We start from the raw sequence: 22315 nt of genomic DNA on the forward strand, positions 1-22315 counted from the left end.
GCCTGCAGCGGACTGGCAATCATTGACTATAAAGAAGTAGTACAAACACACTCTTGAGTTCTCAAACCACCACACACATTCGATCCACAGAAACTTCATCAGGAGTTTTCCGCAACCGAACGGCAGCAAGTGATAACCATAGCCACTCATCCGCGTTTTGGCAAACACGAGGGCATAACAAAACCGGAAACCGTTGCAATCACACGGTTCCCTCGGCGTGTCGCAAACAGCCTGTCATCGCTGTTCTGGTTTCAGGATACACCCGGGAACGCGATGCGCGGGTGACCCGAAAGTGACGAACAGTCGAACAAGTAGAATGGCGGGCATGACCGATGCCTCCATCCCGCATACCCATGCCCTGACCGCAACGCCGGACACGTCCCCGTCACCGGACGTCGCGCCGGCCCCGACCGCAGCCAAAGCAACGGCAACTGCGACGACGGGCGGCATCGCCCGTATCGGCGCCGCGGCGCGTTGGGCGCTGGCGGTGGCGGCGTGCCTGTGGCTGGCGTGGTGCACGGCGGTCGGCCCGCTGTATTGGGCCGATTCGTCGATCGCGAACTTCGGATGGGTGAACGCGGGCTACGGCATCGCCGCGTTCGTCGTCTACCTGCTCATCATCGCGGGCCTGGTGCGCAAGGCGCGCCACCAGCCATTGTTCGGCTGGACGACCGATCCTGACGGCACGCCGACGCCGCGACGGCTGATGCCGCGGACATGGCGGCGAAGGCGGATCGACACGACCGCCGACACCGGTGACGGGCGTCGCCCCGCCCGCATCCCCGGCATCGTCCGCGGCGCATGGCGGCGGACGCACGCCGCCGCGCGACACGCGCGCACGTTCCTCGCGCGCTGGATCGTGCGCGTCACGGACAGACGCTGGAAGCTCACGGCGATCCTGCTCGTCGGCTGGCTGTGGGCGCCGACGACGCTGTTCGCCGCGTTCGGCGCGGACCTGCGCAGCCAGGCGCGCGAGTTCAGCTGGGCGTGGAACCAGTGGACCGGCCTGAAGCAGCCGTACATCGGCTTCTTCTCGTTCGCTCCGATGGACATCTACCCGACGGCGCACTACATGTGGCCGGCGGACCCGACGTACCTGACCGACCAGCACAACATCGTGCTGACGCTGATCTACGGCGCCACGCTCGCGGCGTCGCGCTATCTGACCGGTTCCAACGACTGGGGCACGATCACGCTCGCGGCGACGCAGTTCCTGTTCGCGACGTGCGTGACGGCCGCGACGATGCACCGGTTCCTGAACCTGCCGTGGCTGGCCCGCGCGGATCGCGCCGATCCCGCGCATCCTGAACGCGGCGGGGAACGGCTCGTACCCCGCCGGTTCGACTGTCCGGAACGCGGCATGCGCGCGGCGCTGCCGGCTCAGGCCGCGCACGCGCCGGTCCGCGTGGCGGTGCTGCTGTTCTTCCTCATCTGCCCGCTGACCGTGTTCTCGACGATCTCGCTGACCAAGTCGCCGCTGTTCGCATTCGCGTTCCTGTGGGCGTTCGGCATCTGGTACGAGCTGTACGCGACGTCGGGCGACCGTCTGGCCGCGGCGCACGGGCGCGCGATCGGACTGGACGAGACGTTACGGAAGAAGGGCAGGGTTCTCAAACTCCCCCGCGGCACGTTCGCGGCGTTCGCCGCGGCGAACGCGGTGATGCTGATCTCGGCGAAATACGCGTGGTACGTGCTGCTCTTCGAGTTCGTGCTGGCACTGCTCGCCGACCGACGACGCTGGGCGACGTACGTAGTCGCATTGCTGCTGCCGACGATCCTCATCCACGGCGGCATCACGATGGCGATCAACTCGGGGGCGATCATCGGGGGCGACCCGATCGAGAGCCGCGGCGTGCAGCTGCAGATGATCGCGCGCGTGGCGCAGCGCGACCCCGATTCGATCCCCGAATCGGCCCGGAAGCAGCTCGCCCCGGTGTTCAACCTCGATCAGATGGCCGACGCGTACTTCCCGCAGGACGCGGACCCGGTCAAATCGTCCGGCATCCAGTCGAAAAAGGTCAGCTACCGGTGGCGCTCGGTCAAGCCGTCGGACATGGACGGGTTCAACAAGGCGTGGCTCGAGATCGTCCAGGCGAACCCGGTCGTCGCGATCGACGCGCTGATGGCGAAATGCTACGGGTACTTCGACATCGCGGACCAGCCGTACGTGTCGATGAGCTACTACGTGGACAGCGACTACGTGCAGGTCAATTCGACGTGGATCAAGTACTACCACCACCAGTGGCGCGCGCAGGTGGCGAACTTCGCCGACTCGTGGGGCGCGATCCCGGTGCTCGGCTGGGTCACGCACGGCAACTTCTACGTGATCATGACGCTGCTCATCGGCGCGGCCGAGGTGATCCTGCGGCGTTGGCGGGCGCTCGCCTGGCATCTGCCGCTGCTGTTGCTCATGGGTGTGATGATCACCGCCCCGGCGAACAACTTCGAGCGCCACATGCTGCCCGTCGCGTTCTGCTTCGGTTTCCTCCTGCTCACGTTCTGGCGCGATTCGCGGGGGTTCCGACCCCAATCGGCCGGCGCGACCGCCGGATCGGTGAGGCAATCCCGATAGGGCCTCCTCACTCCCGTCCCGCTCCCGTCGCTGTCATCCCGCGGATGACGGGATGACGCGCGCATCGCGGCGCCCCGCCATAGTCTGGAATCAGGCGCACGAGAGCGAGGGAGGTCGCGATGCACAGGACGAGGAAGCCGCGCGGCGGGGACGCGCGCGGGGGCGTGACCGTATCGGTGTTCGTGCTGCTGGCGGCGATGCTGCTGTCGGTGGGATTGGGCGCCGGATTCCTGTTGACCCGTTCGCGCATCCCGCAATCATTGGAATCCTCCGAACCAGCCGGCAGCATGAAGGTCGCCGCGTCGCGGTTCGACGACGCGCGCTCCGTGCAATTGACGGTGACGCTCGGCACCTCCTCGACCATCATGTCGCCGGTGGCGGGCACGGTGACGGCGTCGCGTTGCGCGACGAACGCCGTCGTCGCCTCGGGAGGCGCGCCGATCAGCGTGGACGCGATTCCGGTGCTCGCGTTGCACACCGGCACGCCGCCGTACCGCACGCTGACCAGCGGCACGAAGGGGCCCGACGCGCGGGCGTTGAACGATGCGCTGCGCTCGCTCGGCTATGCGGCGCCGGACTCCGACTGGTTCACATGGAACTCCATCACCGCATACAACAAGTTGGCCGACAGCGTGGGTGCCCGACGCATCACCAAGGAGGGCGGTTGGGCGATCGACCCGTCGTTCTTCATCTGGCTGCCGTCCGCGAGCGCGACGGTCGCCGAATGCCGGGTTTCGGTCGGACGGCAGATCACGCAGGGGGCGGAACTGCTGGTCACGAGCGCGGCGCCGGTGAAGGCGGCGTTGCCTGCGGGGGCGGCTACGGGTGATCTCGTCGCGGGCGATCGTGTGCTGACGATCGGATCGACGACGGTGCCGATCCCGGCCGGAACCGCGGAGCTGACCGATCCTGGTGTGCTGGCGGCGATCACGGGCAGCACCGAGTATCGTCTGGCGAGTCTGGGAGGCGGATCGGGGCAGATGGGCGCTGGCGGCGGAACCGGAGCCAGCGGCTCGGGATCGGGCGTGTCGGGCGGCGAGGGCGGCACCGTGCAGGTGTCGTATACGTGGCGGCTGGCGCAGCCGATCGAGGCGGTCACCGTGCCGCCGTCGTCGCTGTATCGGGCGTCGGGAGGCAAGGCGTGCGTGACCGTGTCGGGCAAGCCGACGTCGGTGACGATCATCGCCTCGCAGCTCGGCAAAACGATGGTCGCGCCGGACGGGGTGGATTCGTTCTCCTCGGTGGATGTCTCCCCCGCATCCGACGCGGCGTGCCGGGGGTGATCCGCGATGACGGGGATCGCCGATCAGGGCACCATGCAGGGCAAGCGCGTCGAACTGACCGACGTGGGGCACACGTTCGATCCGTCGGGCGAGGACATGCTGTTCCGCCATCTGACGGTGACACTGCTGCCGAAGCATGTGTACGCGCTCACCGGTCCGTCCGGATCGGGCAAGTCGACGCTGCTGTCGATCATCGCCGGGTGGGTGACGCCGACGAACGGCACGGTGGAGCGCATCGGCTGCTCGCGTGTGAACTGGGTGCTGCAGAACCCGCACGGTGTGGCGCGCCGCTCGGCCGTCGACCATGTGGCGCTGCCGTTCATCGCGCGCGGCGAGGGCCGTGCGGAGGCGAGCGCGCATGCGATGGAGCTGCTGGACGCGTTCGGGCTGACGGCGTTGGCGGGCAAGCGGTTCCGGGACCTGTCGGGCGGCGAGGCGCAGCGGCTCATGCTGGCCCGAGGAGTGGCGAGCGGCGCCGATCTCATGCTGGTCGACGAGCCGACGGCGCAGCTCGATCTCAATACGGCGGCGACGGTCAACGAGCGTCTGCACGCGCTGTCGTTGGGCGGGGCGATCGTCGTGGTCGCCACGCACGATCCGCGCACCCGTGATGCGTGCACGGATCTGATCGATCTGGGCGATTTCCAGTCGGATGACCGGGCGACCGATCGATCGGACAACCATGGGGAGGTGGACGGGTGATGACCGGGACGAACAGCCATCCGCGCCCCGACCGCATGCGGTTGCGCGGCGTGCTCGACGAGGCCGCGCGCAACCTCGCCTCCGGCACATCGCACGCGTGCGCGATGGCCGTGAAGCTCGCCTGTCTCATGATGCTGTGCGTCACGGCCGATCTCGCGTCGATCACCGCGATCCAGCGTCAGGCCGACTCGTTCGTCGCCTCGGGCGGGTCCACGTACTCGATCACCTACACCGGGCATATCGACGGCGCGGCGTGCGATCGCCTCGTCTCGCTCGACGGCGTCATCGCGGCCGGGGCGGTACGCGGCACGGCAGGCAAGCTCACGTTCGCGGCGCTGCCGTCCACGGGCGTGCCGACGTACGAGGTGACGACCGGCGCGACCGGCGTGTTCGCGAACAGCACCACCGCCGCGCGTGACGCGGTGCGACCGGACGCCGCACTCTCCGGCGTGTGGTTGTCGCAGGAGGCGGCGAAACCGCTCGGCGTCCGCGCCGGTGGCCGCGTCACGTTGCGCGACGATCGCACGGTCGACGTCGCCGGTGTCTACGACTGGCCGGACGACGGACGGCAGAGCGGCTACTCGTACGCGGCGATCACGCCCGTCCCCGCATCCGACGACGAACCGTTCGACCAATGCTGGGTCAAGGCGTGGCCGGTGCCCGAGAACCTCGAATCGCTGCTGCGCGTCACCACGATGGGCGACGAATCGGCCACACAGGAACGGCCGACCGTCGCGCAGCTCAACACGACGCAGGGACGCACGTTCGACGCGATCGCGGCGTACCGTGGGCGGCTCACGGCATGGGCGCCGCTGGTGGCGGGGGTCGTCGCGCTGCTGGTCGGATGGATCGCGGTGCATCTGCGGCGGCTGGAACTCGCGTCGGCGCTGCACTGCGGGGTGCCGAAACCCGCGATGGTCGCCGGCGTGCTGGTGGAGACCGGGGTCTGGGCACTGATCGCGATCGCGATGTGCACGCCGGCGCTGGCGTGGATGTGGCTGGCGAACACCGATGCGGACGCGATGGTGCTCACCGACACGCTGCTGCGCGTGCCCGCGGCGGCGTATGTCGGGGTGTTCGTCGGCGCGTTGGCGCGTGCGGCGACAATTCGGGAGCGGCAGCTGTTCCGGTACTTCAAGAACCGGTGATGAACCGGTGATGGGCGGAAGTCACTACACTACAGAGGTATGGCTGACTTTCTCGATGTGCTGACCTCGCATGTCTCCGAATCCGTTTCCGGAAGCGCCTCCGACGACGCCGGTGCGGTCGGTGGGTCCGGCGACGCACGGACGCTGCTGACACGGGTCGCGTTCGAATCGCTGACCGACGGCCTGTCCGACGATCGTGTGGCGTCGATGCTGCGCGTACTGGGCTGGGACGGCGATTTCGCCTGTTTCGCGATCGCGGGACGACCCGCCGTGAACGCGGCCGCGACGATGCAGGCGGTCGACAAGGCGGTCATCGACTTGGGTGGATCATCGCCCGTGTGCGGCGTGCGTGATGGGGTTGTGGCGGCGGTGATCCGCATCGAGGCCGCGGTCAGACCGGAGGTCGTGTGCACGGCGGTGTCCCCGGCGTTCGGCGGCGACGTTGTCGACGACGATGCGGACAGTCCGGATGACGCCGCAAACGGAAATGTGACTGCGACGAGTGAGCAGACCGACGGCGCGCGGTCGCCACTCTGTCTGGGACCTGTGCGTCACGGCGTTGCGGGCGCTGTCGCGACGCTGGGCGCGGCATTGACTACGTTGCAGGCGGCACCGGCATTGGCGGCCGGCTCACCGATCGACGGCACCGGCGTCACCGGGGCACGCACGACGCGTCCCGTACGGGGCGTCGCGCTGTTGCGCGCGGAGGACGCGCTGCCGGAACGCGCGCTGCTCGGCGACCCGGACGCACGTCGCGAACTGGTCGACGTGGTGTACGGATCGCTCGCCGGCACCAATCCGGACGACCCGACGATGCTCACCGTCTCGACGTTCCTCTCCTCCGGAGGCTCCCTCGAAACCACGGCGCGCGCGCTCAACGTGCATCCCAACACGGTGCGCTACCGTCTCAAGCGCGCGGCTGACTCCACCGGCTGGGACGCCACCGACCCGCGCGAGGCCTACGTCCTCACCACCGCCATCGCGCTGGGGCGTATGCACGCGGCGTGATATACGAGAAAACCTGACGCTGAGGGGTGCTCAGCGTCAGGTTTTCTCGTATATCCGCTATCCGTTGCGGGCAACGGCTACATCACTGATCGAAATCAGGCGATGGAGGCCGGGTCGACCGGGATGCCGGGGCCCATCGTGGAGGTGATGGTGGCCTTGGTGACGTAACGGCCCTTGACGGTGGACGGCTTGAGACGCTTGACCTCTTCGGCCACGGCGTGGAAGTTCTCGTCCAGAGCCTTCTCCTCGAAGGAGGCCTTGCCGATCAGGAAGGAGAGGTTGCCGTGCTTGTCGACACGGAACTCGATCTTACCGCCCTTGATGTCCTTGACGGCCTTGGCGACGTCCATGGTGACGGTGCCGGTCTTCGGGTTCGGCATGAGGCCACGCGGACCGAGCACACGGCCGAGACGGCCGACCTTGCCCATCATGTCCGGGGTGGCGACGACGGAGTCGAAGTCGAGGAAGCCATCCTGCACCTTGGCGATCAGGTCGTCGTCACCGACGATGTCGGCGCCGGCTTCCTGGGCGGCGGTGGCCTGCGGGCCACGGGCGAACACCAGGACCTTGACGGTCTTACCGGTGCCGTTCGGCAGGCTGACGGTGCCGCGGACCAGCTGGTCGGCCTTGCGCGGATCCACGTTCAGGCGCAGCACGGCTTCGACGGTCTCGTCGAAGTTGCGGGTCGGCATGCTCTTGAGCAGCGCGATGGCCTGATCGGGGGTGTACAGGTTGTTGCGATCGACCTTCTCAGCCGCTTCGCGGTACTTCTTGGAATGCTTAGCCATCTGTCCTTCTCCTTATCAGTCGGTCACCGTGATGCCCATGGAACGGGCGGTACCTTCGATGATCTTCATGCCAGCTTCGATATCACGAGCGGACAGGTCAGCCATCTTCGTCTCGGCGATTTCGCGGACCTGAGCCTTGGTGACGGAGCCGACCTTGTGGGTCAGCGGGTTCTCGGTGCCCTTCTCGATGCCGGCGGCCTTCTTCAGGAGAGCCGCTGCCGGCGGGGTCTTGAGGACGAAGGTGAAGGAACGGTCTTCGTACACGGTGATCTCAACCGGGATCACCTGGCCCATCTTGTCCTGCGTCTGGGCGTTGTACGCCTTGCAGAAGTCCATGATGTTGACGCCGTGCGAACCGAGCGCAGGACCCAGCGGCGGGGCCGGGTTGGCCTTGCCAGCCTGAATCTGCAGCTTGATCAGCGCGGAGACTTTCTTCTTGGGAGCCATGTTATGGTTCTTCTTTCTATAACGCGGTGCTATCGGTCGCCGCACCCGACCCCCGACTTATGCGTCGCGAACTGTTCTGAACTGTTTCAAACCGTTCGAACACGGACGCCGTCAAAGGCCCTGCGCGGTCTCCTCCCGCAACTTATATTGCTGTGCTGTGCTAGCGGGTCTCCCCTCCAGACACGAACTTTCTAATTCTGCCACCGAAGCCCGACGACCGACACGCCGACAAACGAAAAGATCCCGCACGCCATGTGCGGGATCTTACAAGATGTCAGTCGAGCTTCTCGACCTGATCGAAGCCAAGCTCCACCGGCGTATCGCGGCCGAAGATGGACACGAGCACGGTGAGCTTCTGCGTGGTCGGCTCGACGTCGGAGACGACGGCGGCCATCGTGGCGAAGGGGCCGTCGGTGACGGTGACCTGATCGCCCACGGCGTAGGAGACCTCGACGGTGCGCTTCTTGGCGGCGGCGGGCTTGTCTCCGGCCTTCTTGAGCGCCTCGGAGGCGATCATCGGGGCCATCATCGCGACGACCTCCTTGCGGGAGAGCGGCGCCGGGTCCTTGGTGGGGCCGACGAAGCCGGTGACGCCTTCGGTCTCGCGCACGATGCGGCGGGCGTTCTCGTCGGGCCACATGCGGATGAGCACGTAACCGGGCACACGCACGCGGGTGATGACCTTCTTGCCCTTCTCGGTGTGCTTCTCGACCTCCTCCATCGGCACTTCGATCTGGAAGATCTTGTCTTCGAGGCCGAAGGACTGGATGCGGGATTCGACGTTGGTCTTCACACGCTTCTCGTAGCCGGAGTAGGTGTGCAGCACGTACCACTTGCCCTCGAGGGTGCGCAGGGACGCGGAGAACGCGTCGATGGCGGCCTGACCGGCATCGGTGGCCTCGGCCTGCTCGGACTCGTTGGTTTCGGTCTCCTCGTCGTCGTCAAGCGAAACAGCGGGCTCGGAGGAGGAATCGACGGAGGCGACGGGCACGTCCGCAGCAGACGGGGCCTCGGTATCGACGGAGGAATCGCCCTCGGCGGAGTCCGCAACCGAAGCGGTCTCCTCGGCAGCAGGGGCGGCCGGAACGTCAGCCGGCTCGTTCTCCGGCAGGTCGGGCATCGCGTCGATGCTATCGAAATTCACTTCATCGCTCATGCGTTTTCACCTTCGGGTGTACTAGGGGTCGTTACTGGAGGATCAGCCGAACACCCACAGCGTGGCCTTGCCCAGGCCGAAGTCCATGCCGGTGACCAAGGCCATCAGCAGCAGCACGAAGATGAACACGGCAAGGGACCAGAAGAACAGTTCCTTGGCGGTAGGGGTAACAACCTTGCGAAGCTCGTCGATGATCTGCTTGATGAACAGACCGATGCGCATGAAGACATTCGGCTTAATGGCCTTTTCGCTCTTGCTAGCCTTCGCCATATCCATCCTTCGCTTGGGGTATTCGTCAGAAACTTGGCAGGGAAGGCGGGACTCGAACCCACAACCTACGGTTTTGGAGACCGTTGCGCTACCAATTGCGCCACTTCCCTAGGTGAACTTCACCTCGGTTTCACGTTCTCGAAGAACGCTTCGCCACGGCGAAAACCGCCAAGTCGGTATATTAGCGAATGACTTCCGATTACACAAATCGCGTGTCGCACGGCGTGGCGCGACACGCGATTCATACCGAAATTGGCTTGATACCAACGTTTTGGGCGGTTCAGACGATCTGGAGACGAATCACGCCTCAACGTACGCCTTCATGCGCTTCATGCCTTCGGCGAGCTGGTCGTCGGCCAGCGCGTAGGAGAACCGCAGGTATCCGGGGGCGCCGAACGCCTCGCCGGGGACGGCGGCGACGTGCGCCTCGTCAAGCAGCGCGGCGGCGAAGTCGGCCGACGTCGCGGACACGGTGCCGTTGGGGCCGAGCGGTTTGCCGAGCAGCTCGCGGATGTCGGCGAACGCGTAGAACGCGCCGGTCGGGGTCGGGCAGTGCACACCCTCGATGTCGTTCAGCGCGGCGACGATCGCCCTGCGTCGCACGTCGAACGCCTCGCGCATGCGGTACACCTCGTCGAGCGGGCCGGAGACGGCCGCGATGGCGGCGCGCTGGGACACGTTGGCGACGTTCGAGGTCATGTGGCCCTGCAGCTTGGCGGCGGCCTTGGCGACCGACTCGGGGGCGATCAGCCAGCCGACGCGCCAGCCCGGCATCGCATAGGTCTTGGCGACGCCGTTGAGGATGATGAGCTGGTCGCGCACCTCGGGCACCGCGGCGCCGATGTACGTGGTGTGCGCGTCGTCGTAGTTGAGATGCTCGTAGATCTCGTCGGTGATGACCCACACATGGTGCTCGATCGCCCACTTCGCGATGCCCTCGATCGTCTCGGCGCTCCACACGGCGCCGGTCGGGTTGTTCGGGGAGGTGACGATGATCGCCTTCGTGCGCTCGGTGCGGGCGGCCTCGATCGCGGCGAGATCGGGCTCGAAGTCGCGCTCGGCGCCGGCGAACACCTCGACCGGCGTGCCACCGGCGAGCTTGACGGCCTCCGGGTAGCTGGTCCAGTACGGGGTGGGGATGATGACCTCGTCGCCTTCGTCGAGCAGGATCTGGAACGTCGAGTAGACGGCCTGCTTGCCGCCGTTGGTGACGACGACCTGCTCCGGGGTGACCTCGAAGCCGGAGTCGCGCAGGGTCTTGTCGGCGATCGCGCGGCGCAGCTCGGGCAGGCCCGGGGTCGGCGTGTACTTGTAGTTCCTCGGGTCGCGGCAGGCGGCAGCGGCGGCGTCGACGACGTAGTCCGGGGTCGGGAAGTTGGGTTCGCCGGCGCCGAAGCCGATGACGTCGAGTCCGGCGGCCCTCATGGCCTTCGCCTTGGAATCGACGGCAAGCGTGGCGCTCGGGGTCACATGGTTGATACGGTCGGAAAGAGTCTGCCATTGAGCCATAGTCATGGCTTCAAGGATAATCCGGGCGCGCGAGAAGCGCCAGAGCGGCCGCTAGACCAGCCGCTAGACCAGGACGAGGTTGTCGCGGTGGACGAGGGGGTGGGTGTATTCGGGGCCGAGGATGCGCTTCAACTGGGCGGTGTTGCGCCCGAGCATCCGCTCGATCTCCTCGGAGTCGTAGCCGGCCAGACCGCGCGCCAGATGAGCGCCGTCGTCTGAGTCGATCCACACCGGGTCGCCGGCGGAGAAGGCGCCGCGCACCTCGAGCGCGCCGGCGGCGAGCAGGGACGCCCTGCCTCCCCGCACGGCCTTGGCCGCGCCGGAGTCGACGATGATCGTACCGCGCGGTTCGGCCGCGAAGCCGATCCACAGCCGTCGCGTGGAGCCGCGGTGCTTGACCGGGGCGAACGCGGTGCCCACCGGATCGCCCATCAGCGCGGGACCGGCGTTGCCGGCACAGGTGAGGACCGTGGGGATGCCGGAGACGGCCGCCACGCGCGCCGCCTCCAGCTTCGTGACCATGCCGCCGGTGCCGACCTTCGAGCCGGTGCCGCCGACCTTGACCTCGCCGAGCGCGTCCACGACGTTCGGCACGTATCCGATGCGTCGCGCGCCCGGCTGCGACGGCGGGGCGGTGTACAGGCCGTCCACGTCGGTCAGCAGCACGAGCGCGTCGGCCCGCACGAGGTTGGCGACGAGCGCGGAGAGCCGGTCGTTGTCGCCGAATCGGATCTCGTTGGAGGCGAGGGAGTCGTTCTCGTTGACGATCGGGACGACGCCCAGATCGAGCAGACGGTCGAGCGTGCGCTGCACGTTGCGGTACTGGGTGGCGCGGATCGTGTCCTCCGCGGTGATGAGGATCTGCCCCACATGCACGCCGAACCGGCCGAACGCCGCCTCGTACTGCGCCATCAGCAGGCCCTGGCCGACGGCCGCGGCGGCCTGCTGCGTGGCCACGTCCGTCGGACGCTCGTCGAAGCCGAGCGGGCCGAAGCCCGCCGCGATGGCGCCCGAGGAGACGAGCACGACGCGCGCGCCCTGCCGGTGAGCCTCGGACAGCGCGGCGACCAGCGCGTTGAGGCGCGTGGCGTCGAGGTGGCCGTTCGGGCTGGTCAGCGAACTGGAACCCACCTTGACGACGACGGTCTCGGCCTCGGCGATACGCCGACGGATCTCGGCCTGCGATGGTGTGGACATGTTCCCTCCTTGTGGTCGGGAGACTTCTTGTGGTCGGGAGTCTACTCCCGACCTTCGCCGGAGTCGCCGGTGGCGGCCCCGTCGGACCCCTCGCCGCGGCCGAAGAGGCTGTTCTCGTCGTGGCGGTCGTCGTCGATGGACGGGTCGGCCCAGTGGCCGGCCTTGCGTTCGGCCATCATCGCCTCGCGGACGGCCGCCTTCGCGTCCATCATCGCGTAGTATTCGCGACGGCGTTCGGCGTTGGTGCGTCGACGCGCGCCCGGCGCGTCGGCCTCGAGACGCAGGTCGGTGCCGCGGGCGCCGATCGGCGTGCCGTCGAGCAGCTCGCCGCCGGCCATGATCGTCGGATCCCAGTCGAACTCGACCGCGCGGTCGCCCCGGCCGATGCGGATCTCGTCGCCCGGCTTGGCGCCCTTACGGCGTAGCTCGTCCTCGACGCCCAGCTTGGCCAGACGGTCGGCCAGATAGCCGACGGCCTCGTCGTTGTCGAAGTTGGTCTGTTGCACCCAGCGTTCGGGCTTGCGTCCGATGATCTCGAACCAGACGTCGCCGTTGCCGTTCTCCCTGCGCTCGATCGTGAAGTCGAGCGAGGTGCCCGCCTCGTCGGCGACGCGGCGGCGACGGCCCTTCTGCTCGAGCGGCTTGATGACGACGCGGGCCTCCTCCTCGGCGGCCTCGCGACGGGCGACCTCCTCGCGCATCTGGCCGACCAGATCGGCCAGCGCGAAGTTGAGCTCCTTCAGGCCCTCGTGGGAGGCGGTGGAGATGATGAACACGCGCATGCCGCGCTTCTCGAACTCCGGCTTGACGAACTCGGCGAGCTCCTTGGCCTCCGGCACATCGACCTTGTTGAGGATGATGATGCGCGGGCGCTCCGGGATCGGGATCGCGCCGAGCGGCAGGTCGAGCGAACCCGCGTATTCGGCGAGCTCGTGCTCGAGCGCCTCGTAGTCGCTCATCGGGTCGCGGCCCGGCTCGATCGTCGCGCAATCGATGACGTGCGCGATGATCTCGGTGCGCTCGATGTGGCGCAGGAACTCGAGGCCCAGGCCCTTGCCCTGGCTGGCGCCCGGGATCAGGCCCGGCACGTCGGCGATCGTGTAGCGGCGGTCGCCGGCCATGACGACGCCGAGGTTCGGCACGAGCGTCGTGAACGGGTAATCGGCGATCTTCGGCTTGGCGGCGCTCATCGCGGCGATCAGGCTCGACTTGCCGGCGGACGGGAAGCCCACCAGCGCGACGTCGGCGATCGACTTCAACTCGAGGATCACGTCGCGCTCCTCGCCGAGCTCGCCGAGCAGGGCGAAGCCGGGGGCGCGACGGGTGCGGTTCGCCAGCGCGATGTTGCCGAGACCGCCGGCGCCGCCCGCGGCCGCCACGAAGCGGTCGCCCTCGTGACGCAGATCGGCCAGCTCCTCGCCGGGACGCTTGGCCTGGCCCTGCGGGCCCTTCGCGGCGAAGACGATGGTGCCGCACGGCACGGGAAGGATCAGGTCCTCGCCCTTGGAGCCGTCCTTGTTGTCGCCCAGACCCATCGTGCCGCTGGCGGCCGTGCGATGGGGCATGAATCGGTAGTCCAGCAGGCTGGTGGCGTTCCGGTCGGCCACGAAGACGACGGAGCCGCCGTCACCGCCGTTGCCGCCGTTCGGGCCGGCGAGCGGCTTGTACTTCTCGCGGCGGATGCCGGCGGATCCGTTGCCGCCGTCGCCGCCCTTGACGTGGACGGTCACACGATCCACAAAATCACTCATGTTGTCCCTTATCTGTGTAACAAAAAAGCCGCGTCCTTTGGGGCGCGGCTTTTCGCTATCGCTACTCTCAGGCGACGACGTCGACGACCTTGCGGTCACGACGGGTGCCGAACTTCACGGAGCCATCAGCGAGGGCGAACAGGGTGTGATCCTTGCCCATGCCGACGTTGTGGCCCGGGTGGAAGTTGGTGCCACGCTGGCGGACGATGATGTTGCCGGCGACGACGGCCTCGCCGCCGAACTTCTTCACGCCGAGGTATTGAGGCTGCGAATCGCGACCGTTGCGCGAGCTGGACGCGCCCTTCTTATGTGCCATGATCGGTTCCTTTCAGTCAGTCTAAGCTTTGACGGAAAAATCAGGCGATCGCCGTGACCTTGACGGCGGTCAGCTTCTGACGGTGGCCCTTGCGACGGGCGACACCGGTCTTGTTCTTGAACTTCTGGATGTTGATCTTCGGGCCCTTGGCCTCGTCGTTCACGACCTCGGCCTTGACGGAGACCTTGGCGAGATCAGCGGCGGACAGGGTGACGTTGGCGCCGTCGACCACGAGCGCGACCGGGAGTTCCACGGTATCGCCCTGCTTGGCGTCGAGACGGTTGACGAGGATGACGTCGCCGACCTCGACCTTTTCCTGATGGCCACCGGCCTTCACAATCGCGTACATATTCGTTCCTTTTATACTTGGGAAAGCTTATTGCCTGACGCTCTCGGATACGCCGAGCTCGCGGTCAGACACCAGCCATCTAACTTACACTCACACGCGGACTAACGCAACCGCGTTTCGTCCGCGTGTCACTCACGCCGGTTCGGCGCATGCCGTGGTATACGCGCGGACTCCACCGAGTCCGCGCACGGCATGCACACCGGGCGATTCCCGATTCAGCCGTCGATCTCCGCGTTGTTTGCGGCGACCGCGGCAGCGGCGATCTGCGCGAGCTTCGCCTTGACGTCCGGACGGGAGCCGGCCGGCTCCGGCGCGGGGGTGGTGCCGCGTCCGTGCTTGTTCGTGCGCACGAACGGGTCGCCGCCGCGCAATGCGTACGGGTCATCGTACTCGGCGTTGACGATCGGCTTGTCGTGCAGGATGAAGCCGCGGCCCTTGCAGGTCGGGCACTCCTCGGAGAACGCCTCGACCAGGCCCTGGCCGATGCGCTTGCGCGTCATCTGCACGAGGCCGAGCGAGGTGACCTCCGCCACCTGGTGCTTGGTGCGGTCGCGGGCCAGGCACTCGACAAGTCGGCGCAGCACGAGGTCGCGGTTGGCGGGCATCACCATGTCGACGTAGTCGATCATGATCATGCCGCCGATGTCGCGCAGACGCAGCTGACGCGCGATCTCCTCGCTCGCCTCGAGGTTGCACCGGGTAACCGTCTCCTCGAGCGACTTGCCGCGGCCGATGAAACGGCCGGTGTTCACGTCGATCGTGGTCATGGCCTCGGTGCGGTCGATGACGATCGAGCCGCCGGAGGGCAGATAGACCTGACGCTCCATGCCCTTGCGCAGCTGGGAGTCGATCTGCCACTTGTCGAACACGTCCTTGCCTTCGTGCTCGGCCGGATCCCACTTGACGAGCTTGTCCTTGAGGTCCGGTGCCATCGTCTCGAGGTACTCCTCGATGCGCTCGTAGACCTTGTCTCCCTCGACGATCAGCTTGCCGAAGTCGTCGTTGAAGATGTCGCGCACCACGCGGATCGCCACGTCCGGCTCGCCCTGCAGGAGCTTCGGGCGCTTGCCGTGCCAGAACTCCTCGCGCTTGGCGTTGATGCGGTTCCACTGGCGCACGAGGCTCTCGAGGTCCTTGACGATCGCGTCCTCGCTGGCGCCCTCGGCCGCGGTGCGGATGATCACGCCCATGTCCTTCGGCGCGATCTTCGCGACGATGTTCTTCAGACGCGCGCGCTTGCGCTCCGGCAGCTTGCGGCTCACGCCGGTCATGCCGCCGGACGGCACGAGCACGAGGAATCGGCCGGCCAGGGTGACCTGCGAGGTGAGTCGGGCGCCCTTGTGGCCAATCGGGTCCTTGGTGACCTGCACGAGGACCGGGTCGCCGGACTTGAACGCGAGCTCGATGCGGCGCGGCTGGCCCTCGAGACGGGCGGCGTCCCAGTTGACCTCGCCGGCGTACAGCACGCCGTTGCGGGCCTGACCGATGTCGACGAAGGCGGCCTCCATGCTCGGCAGCACGTTCTGCACGCGGCCGAGGTACACGTTGCCGACCGTCTGCACCTCCTGGATGTCGGAGACGTAGTGCTCGACCAGCACGTTGTCCTCGACCACGGAGATCTGGGTGTGCTTCTCCTTCTCACGCACCACCATCAGACGCTCGACGTTCTCGCGGCGCGCGAGGAAGTCCTGCTCCATGAGCTGCGACTGGCGGGAGCGCTCGCGACGGTTGTCGCGGCGGCGCTGCTTCTTGGCCTCGAGTCGGGTCGAACCCTCCACGTCGGTGATCTCATCGATGTACTGCTGCTTGCGGGAGCGGCGGGAGATGATCTGCTCGTCGTCCTGCGACTTGCCGCGGCGGCGGCGACGGCGCGTGCGGGTGACGGTCTCTTCCTCGACCGGCTCGTCGTCACGGTCGTCACGGTCCGCGCGCTCGTCACGATCGTCGCGCTCGACGGCGGCGTCGGAACGTCCGCGGGAACGGCGACGGCGACGGGTACGGGTGCGCGGCTCCTCCTCGGCCGACTCGTCGTCGCGGCCGCGTCCCTCGGGTTCCTCGTCCATGATCGGGCGGTAGGAGATGTCGTCCAGCTCGAGGTCCTCCTCGATCTGCTCGACCTCGGCGGCGGCGCGACGCTCCTGCGCATTCAGGCGGCGGTTGCGGCCGCGGCGGGAACGGGAGCCGTCCTCCTGCTGGTCCTCTTCGGAGGGGGAGCCGGCGGTGCGATCTTCCTGGGCCGTTGCGTCGGAATCGGACTTGACAGGCGCCTTGGCGCGCGAGGTCCGGGACTCCTGATCGGTCCGGTCGGCACGGTTGCGGGAACGCGTGCGGCGGGAACGACGGGTGTCGCCCGTGTTCTCGGCGTCGACGCGCGCGTCGGCGTCGTCATCGGAGGAGTCCTGCGCGTCACCGTCGGCGTGGATGTCGATCACGTCGATGTCGTCGTCATCGCCGCGCAGGGAACGGCCGGCGGGGATGACCGGCTCCTGGAACAGCAGCGAGGTCATCGGACGGGATCGGCGGCCCGCGCGCGGGGAACGGTCGAAACGCTCGTCGATGTCGTCGGCGTCGTCGTCACGGTCGCGACGGTCATGGAACGGCAGGTCGTCGAGCAGCTCCTCGGCACGCTCGATGTCGTCATGATCGTCACGGTCGTCGCGCGCGGGGGCCCGACGGCGGGAACGACGGGCGGAACGGTCGTCGGCGTCGAAATCGTCGTCGATGTCACGGCGGGAGCGACGGCGACGGCGTACCGGACGATCGTCGTCGGCATCGTCGAAATCGTCGTCGAACGCGGACGCGACGCGGCGGCGCGAGCGGCGCGGGGACTCGTCGTCGCGATCGCCGGCGGGACCGCTGGCGGAGGCGCCGTCACGGGAATCGTCATTGGTCTGGCGACGATGGCGGCGGGCCGCGGAGTCGTCGTCATCGGAACCGGCCGCGGAATCGGAGTCGGCAACGGCGGACAGCTTCGGCTCCTCGAATATCGGCGCGGAATGGTCCTCGACCTTCAGTTCGAGCGACACTCCGGCGGCACCGGCGCCGCGCACGACGCGACGGCCGCCACGGCGACGACGGGTCGGAGCGGCGGGCGCCGGGGCGGCGTCAGACGGGTCCGCTCCGGCCGCGGAAGGCGCGGCGTCGGCGATGCCGGACTGATCCGCATTACCGGTGTTCTCAGTGTTATCGACGTTATCGGCGTTGGATACGGTGGGATTCTGGGCGTCGACGTCGTCGACCCCATTGTTGTTCACAGCGGGCACGATGCTCCTCGTTCCGGCGTGCTGCATCACACCGGACCTATATATAAGGCCCCTACGGCTCTCACACCACGCTCTCACCGTGGCCGCGCATCGATTGCGCCCGCAGAAGCAATTCCAGTCAAAGTCTGTGCGGCTCGGACGGCGGACACCGGCGCTCGTGCGGGCCCCTGGGCCCAGCTGCGAGGGGATCGACGCCATCTGGCACGTCGGCGGTTTGCAGAACCGCCATGTTCAAGTATGCCACAACTTTTCCCCGGCATCGCCACGGGCAACGTACGCCGGGTCCGAGGATCGCCAGTTCCCGGGCCGATCGGCGTACGGGGAACGGGGCCATCACATGACTTACCACGGACCTCGTACGCTGAGGACGCGCCAGCGTACGGGGAACGGGGCTAGCGCACGAGTCTCACCCGTATTCGTACGCCTGCGTCGCGGCAACGTACGAATACGGGTGAGATCGGCCCCCAAGTCACGGGGAGCGTACGCTACGGCGATGTCAGCGTACGTTCCTTGTGGCATCGTGCCGTATGACCACGGGATGCGTACGGCGTGTCAGCCGTGACATCCCCGGCGCCCGCCACCGGCACTCAGTCGGCGACACCGGTTCAGTCGCGGGACGAGAGCCACTCCCCCAGGATGTCGGCGAGGAGGGTCAGGTCGGAGGCGGGCAGCTGCTCGTCGTGCTTGTGGGCGAGCAGCGGGTCGCCGGCGCCGAGGTTGACGGCCGGGATGCCGAGCTGCGCGAACCGGGCGACGTCGGTCCAGCCGAGCTTGGCGAGCGGCTCACGGCCGGTGCGCTCACGGACGAGACGCGCGAGGGAGACGGCCATCGGCGCGTCCATGCCGGGGCGGGCGGAGGGCGATTCGTCCTTCATCTCGATGCCGTACCCCTCGAAGACGCCGCCGGTGGCGGTGTGCTCGCCGTTGCCGAGTTCGGCGCCCGCGTCGGCGCCCATCATCAGGGCCTTGGCCTCGGCGAGTGACTTGTCGGGTGCGAACCGGTAGTTGACGTGCACGCGGCACTCGTCGGGGATGACGTTCGTGCCCTTGCCGCCGGAGATCAGCGTGGCGTTGAGGCCCTCACGGTAGGTCAGGCCGTCCACCTCGACGTCGGCCGGCTCGTAGGCGTTGAGCCGGCCCAGGATGTCGGCAGCCTTGTGGATCGCGTTGACGCCCATCCACGCGCGCGCCGAGTGGGCGGCGACGCCGTGCGTGATCACGTCGAAGCGGATCGTGCCGTTGCAGCCGCCCTCGATGCCGCAGTTGGTCGGCTCGCCGATGATCGCGAAATCACCTTGGATCCAGTCGGGGTGGGTCTCGACGACCTTCCTCAAGCCGTTCTTCTCGGCGGCGACCTCCTCGTGGTCATAGAAGACATAGGTGAGGTCGGCGTTGGGCGTGCCGTCCGGGGTCGAGCCGTCGAGCGTGGCGGCGAGGTAGAGCATCACCGCGTCGGACGCCTTCATGTCGGTCGTGCCGCGCCCCCACAGGATGCGCTCGCCCGGATGCGCCTGGGCGACATCCGCGCGGATGAGCGGATCGCCGGGTTCCAGCCATCGCGGCGGGAAGTTGTCGATGACCGGGACGACGTCGATGTGCCCGGCGAGGATCACGCGCGTGGGTCGGCCGAAGTCGGTGGAGGCGACGACGGTGTCGCCGTGGCGTCGGACGGTCAGGTGGGGCTGCTTATTCAGGAACCGTTCGATCTCGTCGGCGAGCGCGGTCTCGTAGTCGCTCACCGAATAGGCGTTCATGATCTGGGCGAGGATCGTCGCGAGGGCCTCGTCGCGGGGGGCGTCGGAGTCGAGGGTGATGGGGGTGGCGGTGTCGCGCGCGAGGGCGGCCTTCGGGTCGGCGGCCTGACCGGCGGCCTTATCGGCGGTCTTATCGGTCGTGGTGTTCGTGTCGTTCGTCATAGCCGCGATTCTAGCGGGGACGCGCCGGCGCCGGGGTCGGGTGCCCATTCGTCGGGCCGACGACCGGGCGGGAGGCATCGCACGGGAATCGCACGGGATCGGACGGGAATCGCACGGACGCGAGCGGGAGCGTCCGGCTCGCGGAAGGCGTCCACGGATGCGTTCGAGGACCGGTCAGTGAGATACCACGGACGAATGCATGGCGATGTGCGAGTATGGGAAGCCGAAAGGGAGGAACATGCCAGGTCTATTGAGCGCGATGCAGGGATTCTGCGTCATCGGCATCGTCATCTTCGTGGGGTATATCGCGGCGCGTATGCGCATCGGCGGGCCGAGCGCGCAGATGGTGCTGAACCGGTTCTCGTTCTTCGTGTCGAGTCCGTGCCTGATGTTCGCGATCCTCTCCAAGGAGCCGATCTTCGACATCTTCCACCCGTCGATCATCGTCGCGTTCCTGTCCGCGATGCTCGTCGGCGTGGTGTTCCTCGTGCTCAACCGCATGTTCTTCCACATGAACGCGGCCGACGCGACGATCGGCGCGCTCAACTCGCTGTATCTGAACTCGAACAACATCGGTCTGCCGATCGCCACGTACATCCTCGGCAACGGCGCGCTGGTCGCCCCGATCCTGGTGATGCAACAGGCGCTGTTCACGCCGATCGGCCTGACCTCGCTGGACGTGTTCACCAAGGGCAAGGTGTCCGTCAAGGAGATCGCGAAGCAGCCGCTGCATCAGCCGCTGCTCATCGGCTCGCTGCTGGGCATCGCGCTGTCGGCGGTGAACGCGAAGACCGGATGGTTCATCCCGAACTACCTGTACGACCCGATCAACATGATCGGCGAGTCGGCCGTCCCGATGATCCTCATGGCGTTCGGCATGTCGCTGCACGGCACGAAGCCGCTGCAGCAGAAGGGCGATCGTCCGGCGATCTTCACGGTCGCGATCCTCAAGAACATCGTGATGCCGGTCATCGCGTTCCTGCTCGCCTACTTCATGATGGGATTCCGCGGCCCGGAGCTGTACGCGTGCGTGGTGCTCGCGGCGCTCCCGACCGGTCAGAACGTGTACAACTACGCGGCCCGCTACAACGTAGGATTGACGTTCGCGCGCGACGGCATCCTCATCTCGACGATGACGAGCCCAGTGTTCATCGCGATCATCGCGTTCCTGCTGAGCTGAAGTGAGCTGAGGTGAGGTGAGACGAGGTGGACTGGGCTGAGGTGAGCTGAGGCGAGCTGAGGCGAGCTGAGGCGAGGTCACCCTGAGCTGAGACGAGCTGAGACGAGGTGAACTGAGCTGAGGTCGCCCTGAGCCTTCGAAACGAGGATTCGGCGCAACAATTTCCCGAAATCATCCCCGACTTCCTGAATTTGTTGCGCTGACTGCGAGTAAGCGCAACAAATTCCCGAGATCAAGGGGGACTTCCCGAATTTGTTGCGCTTACCGCGGCTCAGCGCAACAAATTCGGGAAATGGCCGTTTTCCTCGGGAAATTGTTGCGCTGGCGACCGCGTTGACGGCTACCGGCGGCTTCATCTCGGATACCGGCGGCTTCATCTCGGATACCGGAGGTCATGAAATACCGGAAGCCATGAGATACCGGCGGCCATGAGATGACAGCGGCACGAAATGACCACGGCACGAAATGACCACGGCCGTGAGATGACAACGGCCATGAGATGACAGCGAACATAGCGGACATCGACCGCCGGCGGCTGCGCGGCTCAGCTGTTGAGGATCTCCTGGATCGCGGCGTACTGGGCGTCGGTGAGCTGGACGGCGGGCTCGCGGATCAGCGTGGAAATCGGCAGCCCCTTGGCCTTGACGGCGCCCTTGATCGCGGAGACGAACAGGTCGGACTGGTCGTAGAGCGCCATCAGGTGGCTGATGCGCTGCGCCGAACGGATCGCGGTGGCGTAGTCGCCCGCCTCGTACGCGGCGTGCAGGTTGGCGAAGGTCTCCGGCTCGACGTTGGTCATGCCGCAGATCACGCCGTCGCCGCCGGAGACGCGGTTGACGAGGTAGTACTCGTCGAATCCGGAGAACACGGCGAAACGCGGGTTGACGGCCTTGACCGCGCGGATCACCTTGCGCGTGTGGCTGATCGTGTCGACCGTATCCTTGATGCCGACGATGTTCGGGTGTTCGGCGGCGAGCGAGGCGACGAGCTCCGGAGTCAGGTCGGAGCCGGTGCGCGGCGGGAAGTTGTAGAGGATCACCGGGATGCCGACGGCCCCGGCGACCGCGCCGAAGTACGCCTTCGCGCCGCCCGCGGTGGGGCCGAAGTAGTACGGCGAGACGACGACGAGCGCGTCGACGCCGCTCTTCTCCGCGGCGCGCGAGAAGTCGAGCACCTTGTCGATGTTCGTGTCGCCCACGCCGGCGAACACCTTGATGCGTCCGGCGACGTGGCGGACGACGAAGTCGACGACCTCCTTCTTCACGTCGAGCGGGAAGGCGTAGAACTCGCCGATGCTGCCGAAGATGAGCACGCCGTCAATGCCCGCCTCGATGAGGTGGTCGAGGTGACGTCCCCAGTTCTCATAGTCGATGGAGCCGTCGTCCTTGGTGATGGTGATGGACGGGCAGATGATGCCCGAGAACACTGCGTTGCTTGCCATGTGATTCCTTTCTGTGTAC

Annotated in this window: 18 protein-coding genes and 1 tRNA gene; 6 read left to right on the top strand and 13 right to left on the bottom strand. The window is 67.0% G+C overall.

The annotated features are described in order from the left end of the window. The first annotated feature begins 325 nt into the window (after positions 1-325). From CSQ85_RS07935 to CSQ85_RS07955, 5 genes are all read left to right on the top strand, one after another. Positions 326-2572 carry a DUF6020 family protein gene (locus CSQ85_RS07935; protein WP_223846911.1) on the top strand — a complete coding sequence of 749 codons (2247 nt, stop codon included), beginning with the start codon at positions 326-328 and terminating at the stop codon, positions 2570-2572. Between the two features lie 119 nt (positions 2573-2691). Then, positions 2692-3855, top strand: coding sequence for a hypothetical protein (locus CSQ85_RS07940; RefSeq protein WP_150383625.1), 1164 nt, complete (start codon positions 2692-2694; stop codon positions 3853-3855). A 6-nt stretch (positions 3856-3861) separates the two neighbouring features. Then, the gene (locus CSQ85_RS07945; RefSeq protein ID WP_150383626.1) at positions 3862-4557 is read left to right on the top strand and encodes an ATP-binding cassette domain-containing protein; all 696 of its coding nucleotides are present in this window, start codon (positions 3862-3864) and stop codon (positions 4555-4557) included. Beyond that, complete coding sequence (locus tag CSQ85_RS07950) at positions 4557-5705, top strand: hypothetical protein (RefSeq protein ID WP_150383627.1); 1149 nt, start codon at positions 4557-4559, stop codon at positions 5703-5705. The genes CSQ85_RS07945 and CSQ85_RS07950 overlap by 1 nt, the downstream gene beginning before the upstream one ends. A 207-nt stretch (positions 5706-5912) precedes the next feature. Continuing rightward, a complete protein-coding gene (locus tag CSQ85_RS07955) occupies positions 5913-6713 on the top strand; it encodes a PucR family transcriptional regulator (protein WP_449495016.1) in 801 nt (266 codons plus the stop codon). Between the two features lie 95 nt (positions 6714-6808). Here CSQ85_RS07955 and rplA read toward each other — a convergent pair whose 3' ends face one another. The 12 genes from rplA to dapE form a co-directional block, all read right to left on the bottom strand. After that, positions 6809-7501 (bottom strand): 50S ribosomal protein L1, encoded by a 693-nt coding sequence (rplA, locus tag CSQ85_RS07960; RefSeq protein WP_107041800.1) that lies wholly within the window; start codon positions 7499-7501, stop codon positions 6809-6811. Positions 7502-7516: 15 nt separating this feature from the next. Next, entirely contained in the window at positions 7517-7948 is a 432-nt protein-coding gene (gene rplK, locus CSQ85_RS07965) for a 50S ribosomal protein L11 (protein ID WP_107041799.1), read from the bottom strand. Positions 7949-8222: 274 nt separating this feature from the next. Next, positions 8223-9104 (bottom strand): transcription termination/antitermination protein NusG, encoded by an 882-nt coding sequence (gene nusG / locus CSQ85_RS07970; RefSeq protein ID WP_150383629.1) that lies wholly within the window; start codon positions 9102-9104, stop codon positions 8223-8225. A 42-nt stretch (positions 9105-9146) separates the two neighbouring features. After that, a complete protein-coding gene (gene secE / locus CSQ85_RS07975) occupies positions 9147-9374 on the bottom strand; it encodes a preprotein translocase subunit SecE (RefSeq protein ID WP_107041797.1) in 228 nt (75 codons plus the stop codon). A gap of 34 nt (positions 9375-9408) precedes the next feature. Beyond that, positions 9409-9484: transfer RNA gene (locus tag CSQ85_RS07980), tRNA-Trp, on the bottom strand. A gap of 190 nt (positions 9485-9674) precedes the next feature. Next, on the bottom strand, positions 9675-10883 hold the full coding sequence (locus CSQ85_RS07985) for a pyridoxal phosphate-dependent aminotransferase (protein ID WP_150383732.1): 1209 nt from the start codon (positions 10881-10883) through the stop codon (positions 9675-9677). Positions 10884-10946: 63 nt separating this feature from the next. Beyond that, positions 10947-12080: a glutamate 5-kinase gene (gene proB / locus CSQ85_RS07990; protein WP_107041795.1), complete on the bottom strand. Its 1134-nt coding sequence runs from the start codon at positions 12078-12080 to the stop codon at positions 10947-10949. A 41-nt stretch (positions 12081-12121) separates the two neighbouring features. Continuing rightward, the gene (gene obgE / locus CSQ85_RS07995; RefSeq protein WP_150383630.1) at positions 12122-13831 is read right to left on the bottom strand and encodes a GTPase ObgE; all 1710 of its coding nucleotides are present in this window, start codon (positions 13829-13831) and stop codon (positions 12122-12124) included. Positions 13832-13898: 67 nt separating this feature from the next. Continuing rightward, a complete protein-coding gene (gene rpmA / locus CSQ85_RS08000) occupies positions 13899-14147 on the bottom strand; it encodes a 50S ribosomal protein L27 (RefSeq protein ID WP_107041793.1) in 249 nt (82 codons plus the stop codon). A gap of 40 nt (positions 14148-14187) precedes the next feature. After that, on the bottom strand, positions 14188-14496 hold the full coding sequence (rplU, locus tag CSQ85_RS08005) for a 50S ribosomal protein L21 (protein ID WP_107041792.1): 309 nt from the start codon (positions 14494-14496) through the stop codon (positions 14188-14190). A gap of 215 nt (positions 14497-14711) precedes the next feature. Next, positions 14712-17786, bottom strand: a complete 3075-nt coding sequence (locus CSQ85_RS08010; RefSeq protein ID WP_150383631.1) for an Rne/Rng family ribonuclease — start codon at positions 17784-17786, stop codon at positions 14712-14714. Positions 17787-18364: 578 nt separating this feature from the next. Then, positions 18365-19675, bottom strand: a complete 1311-nt coding sequence (gene dapE, locus CSQ85_RS08015) for a succinyl-diaminopimelate desuccinylase (RefSeq protein ID WP_150383632.1) — start codon at positions 19673-19675, stop codon at positions 18365-18367. A 238-nt stretch (positions 19676-19913) separates the two neighbouring features. Here dapE and CSQ85_RS08020 point away from each other — a divergent pair, with 238 nt between their 5' ends. Then, positions 19914-20855 (top strand): AEC family transporter, encoded by a 942-nt coding sequence (locus CSQ85_RS08020; protein ID WP_150383633.1) that lies wholly within the window; start codon positions 19914-19916, stop codon positions 20853-20855. A gap of 544 nt (positions 20856-21399) precedes the next feature. Here CSQ85_RS08020 and CSQ85_RS08025 read toward each other — a convergent pair. Next, the gene (locus CSQ85_RS08025; RefSeq protein ID WP_150383634.1) at positions 21400-22296 is read right to left on the bottom strand and encodes a dihydrodipicolinate synthase family protein; all 897 of its coding nucleotides are present in this window, start codon (positions 22294-22296) and stop codon (positions 21400-21402) included. Between the last annotated feature and the right edge of the window lie 19 nt (positions 22297-22315).

This window comes from Bifidobacterium rousetti, from assembly GCF_008698235.1.
In the GTDB taxonomy this organism is placed as follows: domain Bacteria; phylum Actinomycetota; class Actinomycetes; order Actinomycetales; family Bifidobacteriaceae; genus Bifidobacterium; species Bifidobacterium rousetti.

Bases quoted from the DNA above. Each gene is read 5' to 3' on its own strand.
- secE (WP_107041797.1), bottom strand. From the start codon at position 9,374: ATGGCGAAGGCTAGCAAGAGCGAAAAGGCCATTAAGCCGAATGTCTTC.
- rplA (WP_107041800.1), bottom strand. From the start codon at position 7,501: ATGGCTAAGCATTCCAAGAAGTACCGCGAAGCGGCTGAGAAGGTCGAT.
- rpmA (WP_107041793.1), bottom strand. From the start codon at position 14,147: ATGGCACATAAGAAGGGCGCGTCCAGCTCGCGCAACGGTCGCGATTCG.
- CSQ85_RS07955 (WP_449495016.1), top strand. From the start codon at position 5,913: ATGCTGCGCGTACTGGGCTGGGACGGCGATTTCGCCTGTTTCGCGATC.
- CSQ85_RS08020 (WP_150383633.1), top strand. From the start codon at position 19,914: ATGCCAGGTCTATTGAGCGCGATGCAGGGATTCTGCGTCATCGGCATC.
- CSQ85_RS08010 (WP_150383631.1), bottom strand. From the start codon at position 17,786: ATGCAGCACGCCGGAACGAGGAGCATCGTGCCCGCTGTGAACAACAAT.
- CSQ85_RS07935 (WP_223846911.1), top strand. From the start codon at position 326: ATGACCGATGCCTCCATCCCGCATACCCATGCCCTGACCGCAACGCCG.
- CSQ85_RS07945 (WP_150383626.1), top strand. From the start codon at position 3,862: ATGACGGGGATCGCCGATCAGGGCACCATGCAGGGCAAGCGCGTCGAA.
- rplK (WP_107041799.1), bottom strand. From the start codon at position 7,948: ATGGCTCCCAAGAAGAAAGTCTCCGCGCTGATCAAGCTGCAGATTCAG.
- obgE (WP_150383630.1), bottom strand. From the start codon at position 13,831: ATGAGTGATTTTGTGGATCGTGTGACCGTCCACGTCAAGGGCGGCGAC.
- proB (WP_107041795.1), bottom strand. From the start codon at position 12,080: ATGTCCACACCATCGCAGGCCGAGATCCGTCGGCGTATCGCCGAGGCC.
- CSQ85_RS08025 (WP_150383634.1), bottom strand. From the start codon at position 22,296: ATGGCAAGCAACGCAGTGTTCTCGGGCATCATCTGCCCGTCCATCACC.
- rplU (WP_107041792.1), bottom strand. From the start codon at position 14,496: ATGTACGCGATTGTGAAGGCCGGTGGCCATCAGGAAAAGGTCGAGGTC.
- nusG (WP_150383629.1), bottom strand. From the start codon at position 9,104: ATGAGCGATGAAGTGAATTTCGATAGCATCGACGCGATGCCCGACCTG.
- CSQ85_RS07950 (WP_150383627.1), top strand. From the start codon at position 4,557: ATGACCGGGACGAACAGCCATCCGCGCCCCGACCGCATGCGGTTGCGC.
- CSQ85_RS07940 (WP_150383625.1), top strand. From the start codon at position 2,692: ATGCACAGGACGAGGAAGCCGCGCGGCGGGGACGCGCGCGGGGGCGTG.
- CSQ85_RS07985 (WP_150383732.1), bottom strand. From the start codon at position 10,883: ATGGCTCAATGGCAGACTCTTTCCGACCGTATCAACCATGTGACCCCG.
- dapE (WP_150383632.1), bottom strand. From the start codon at position 19,675: ATGACGAACGACACGAACACCACGACCGATAAGACCGCCGATAAGGCC.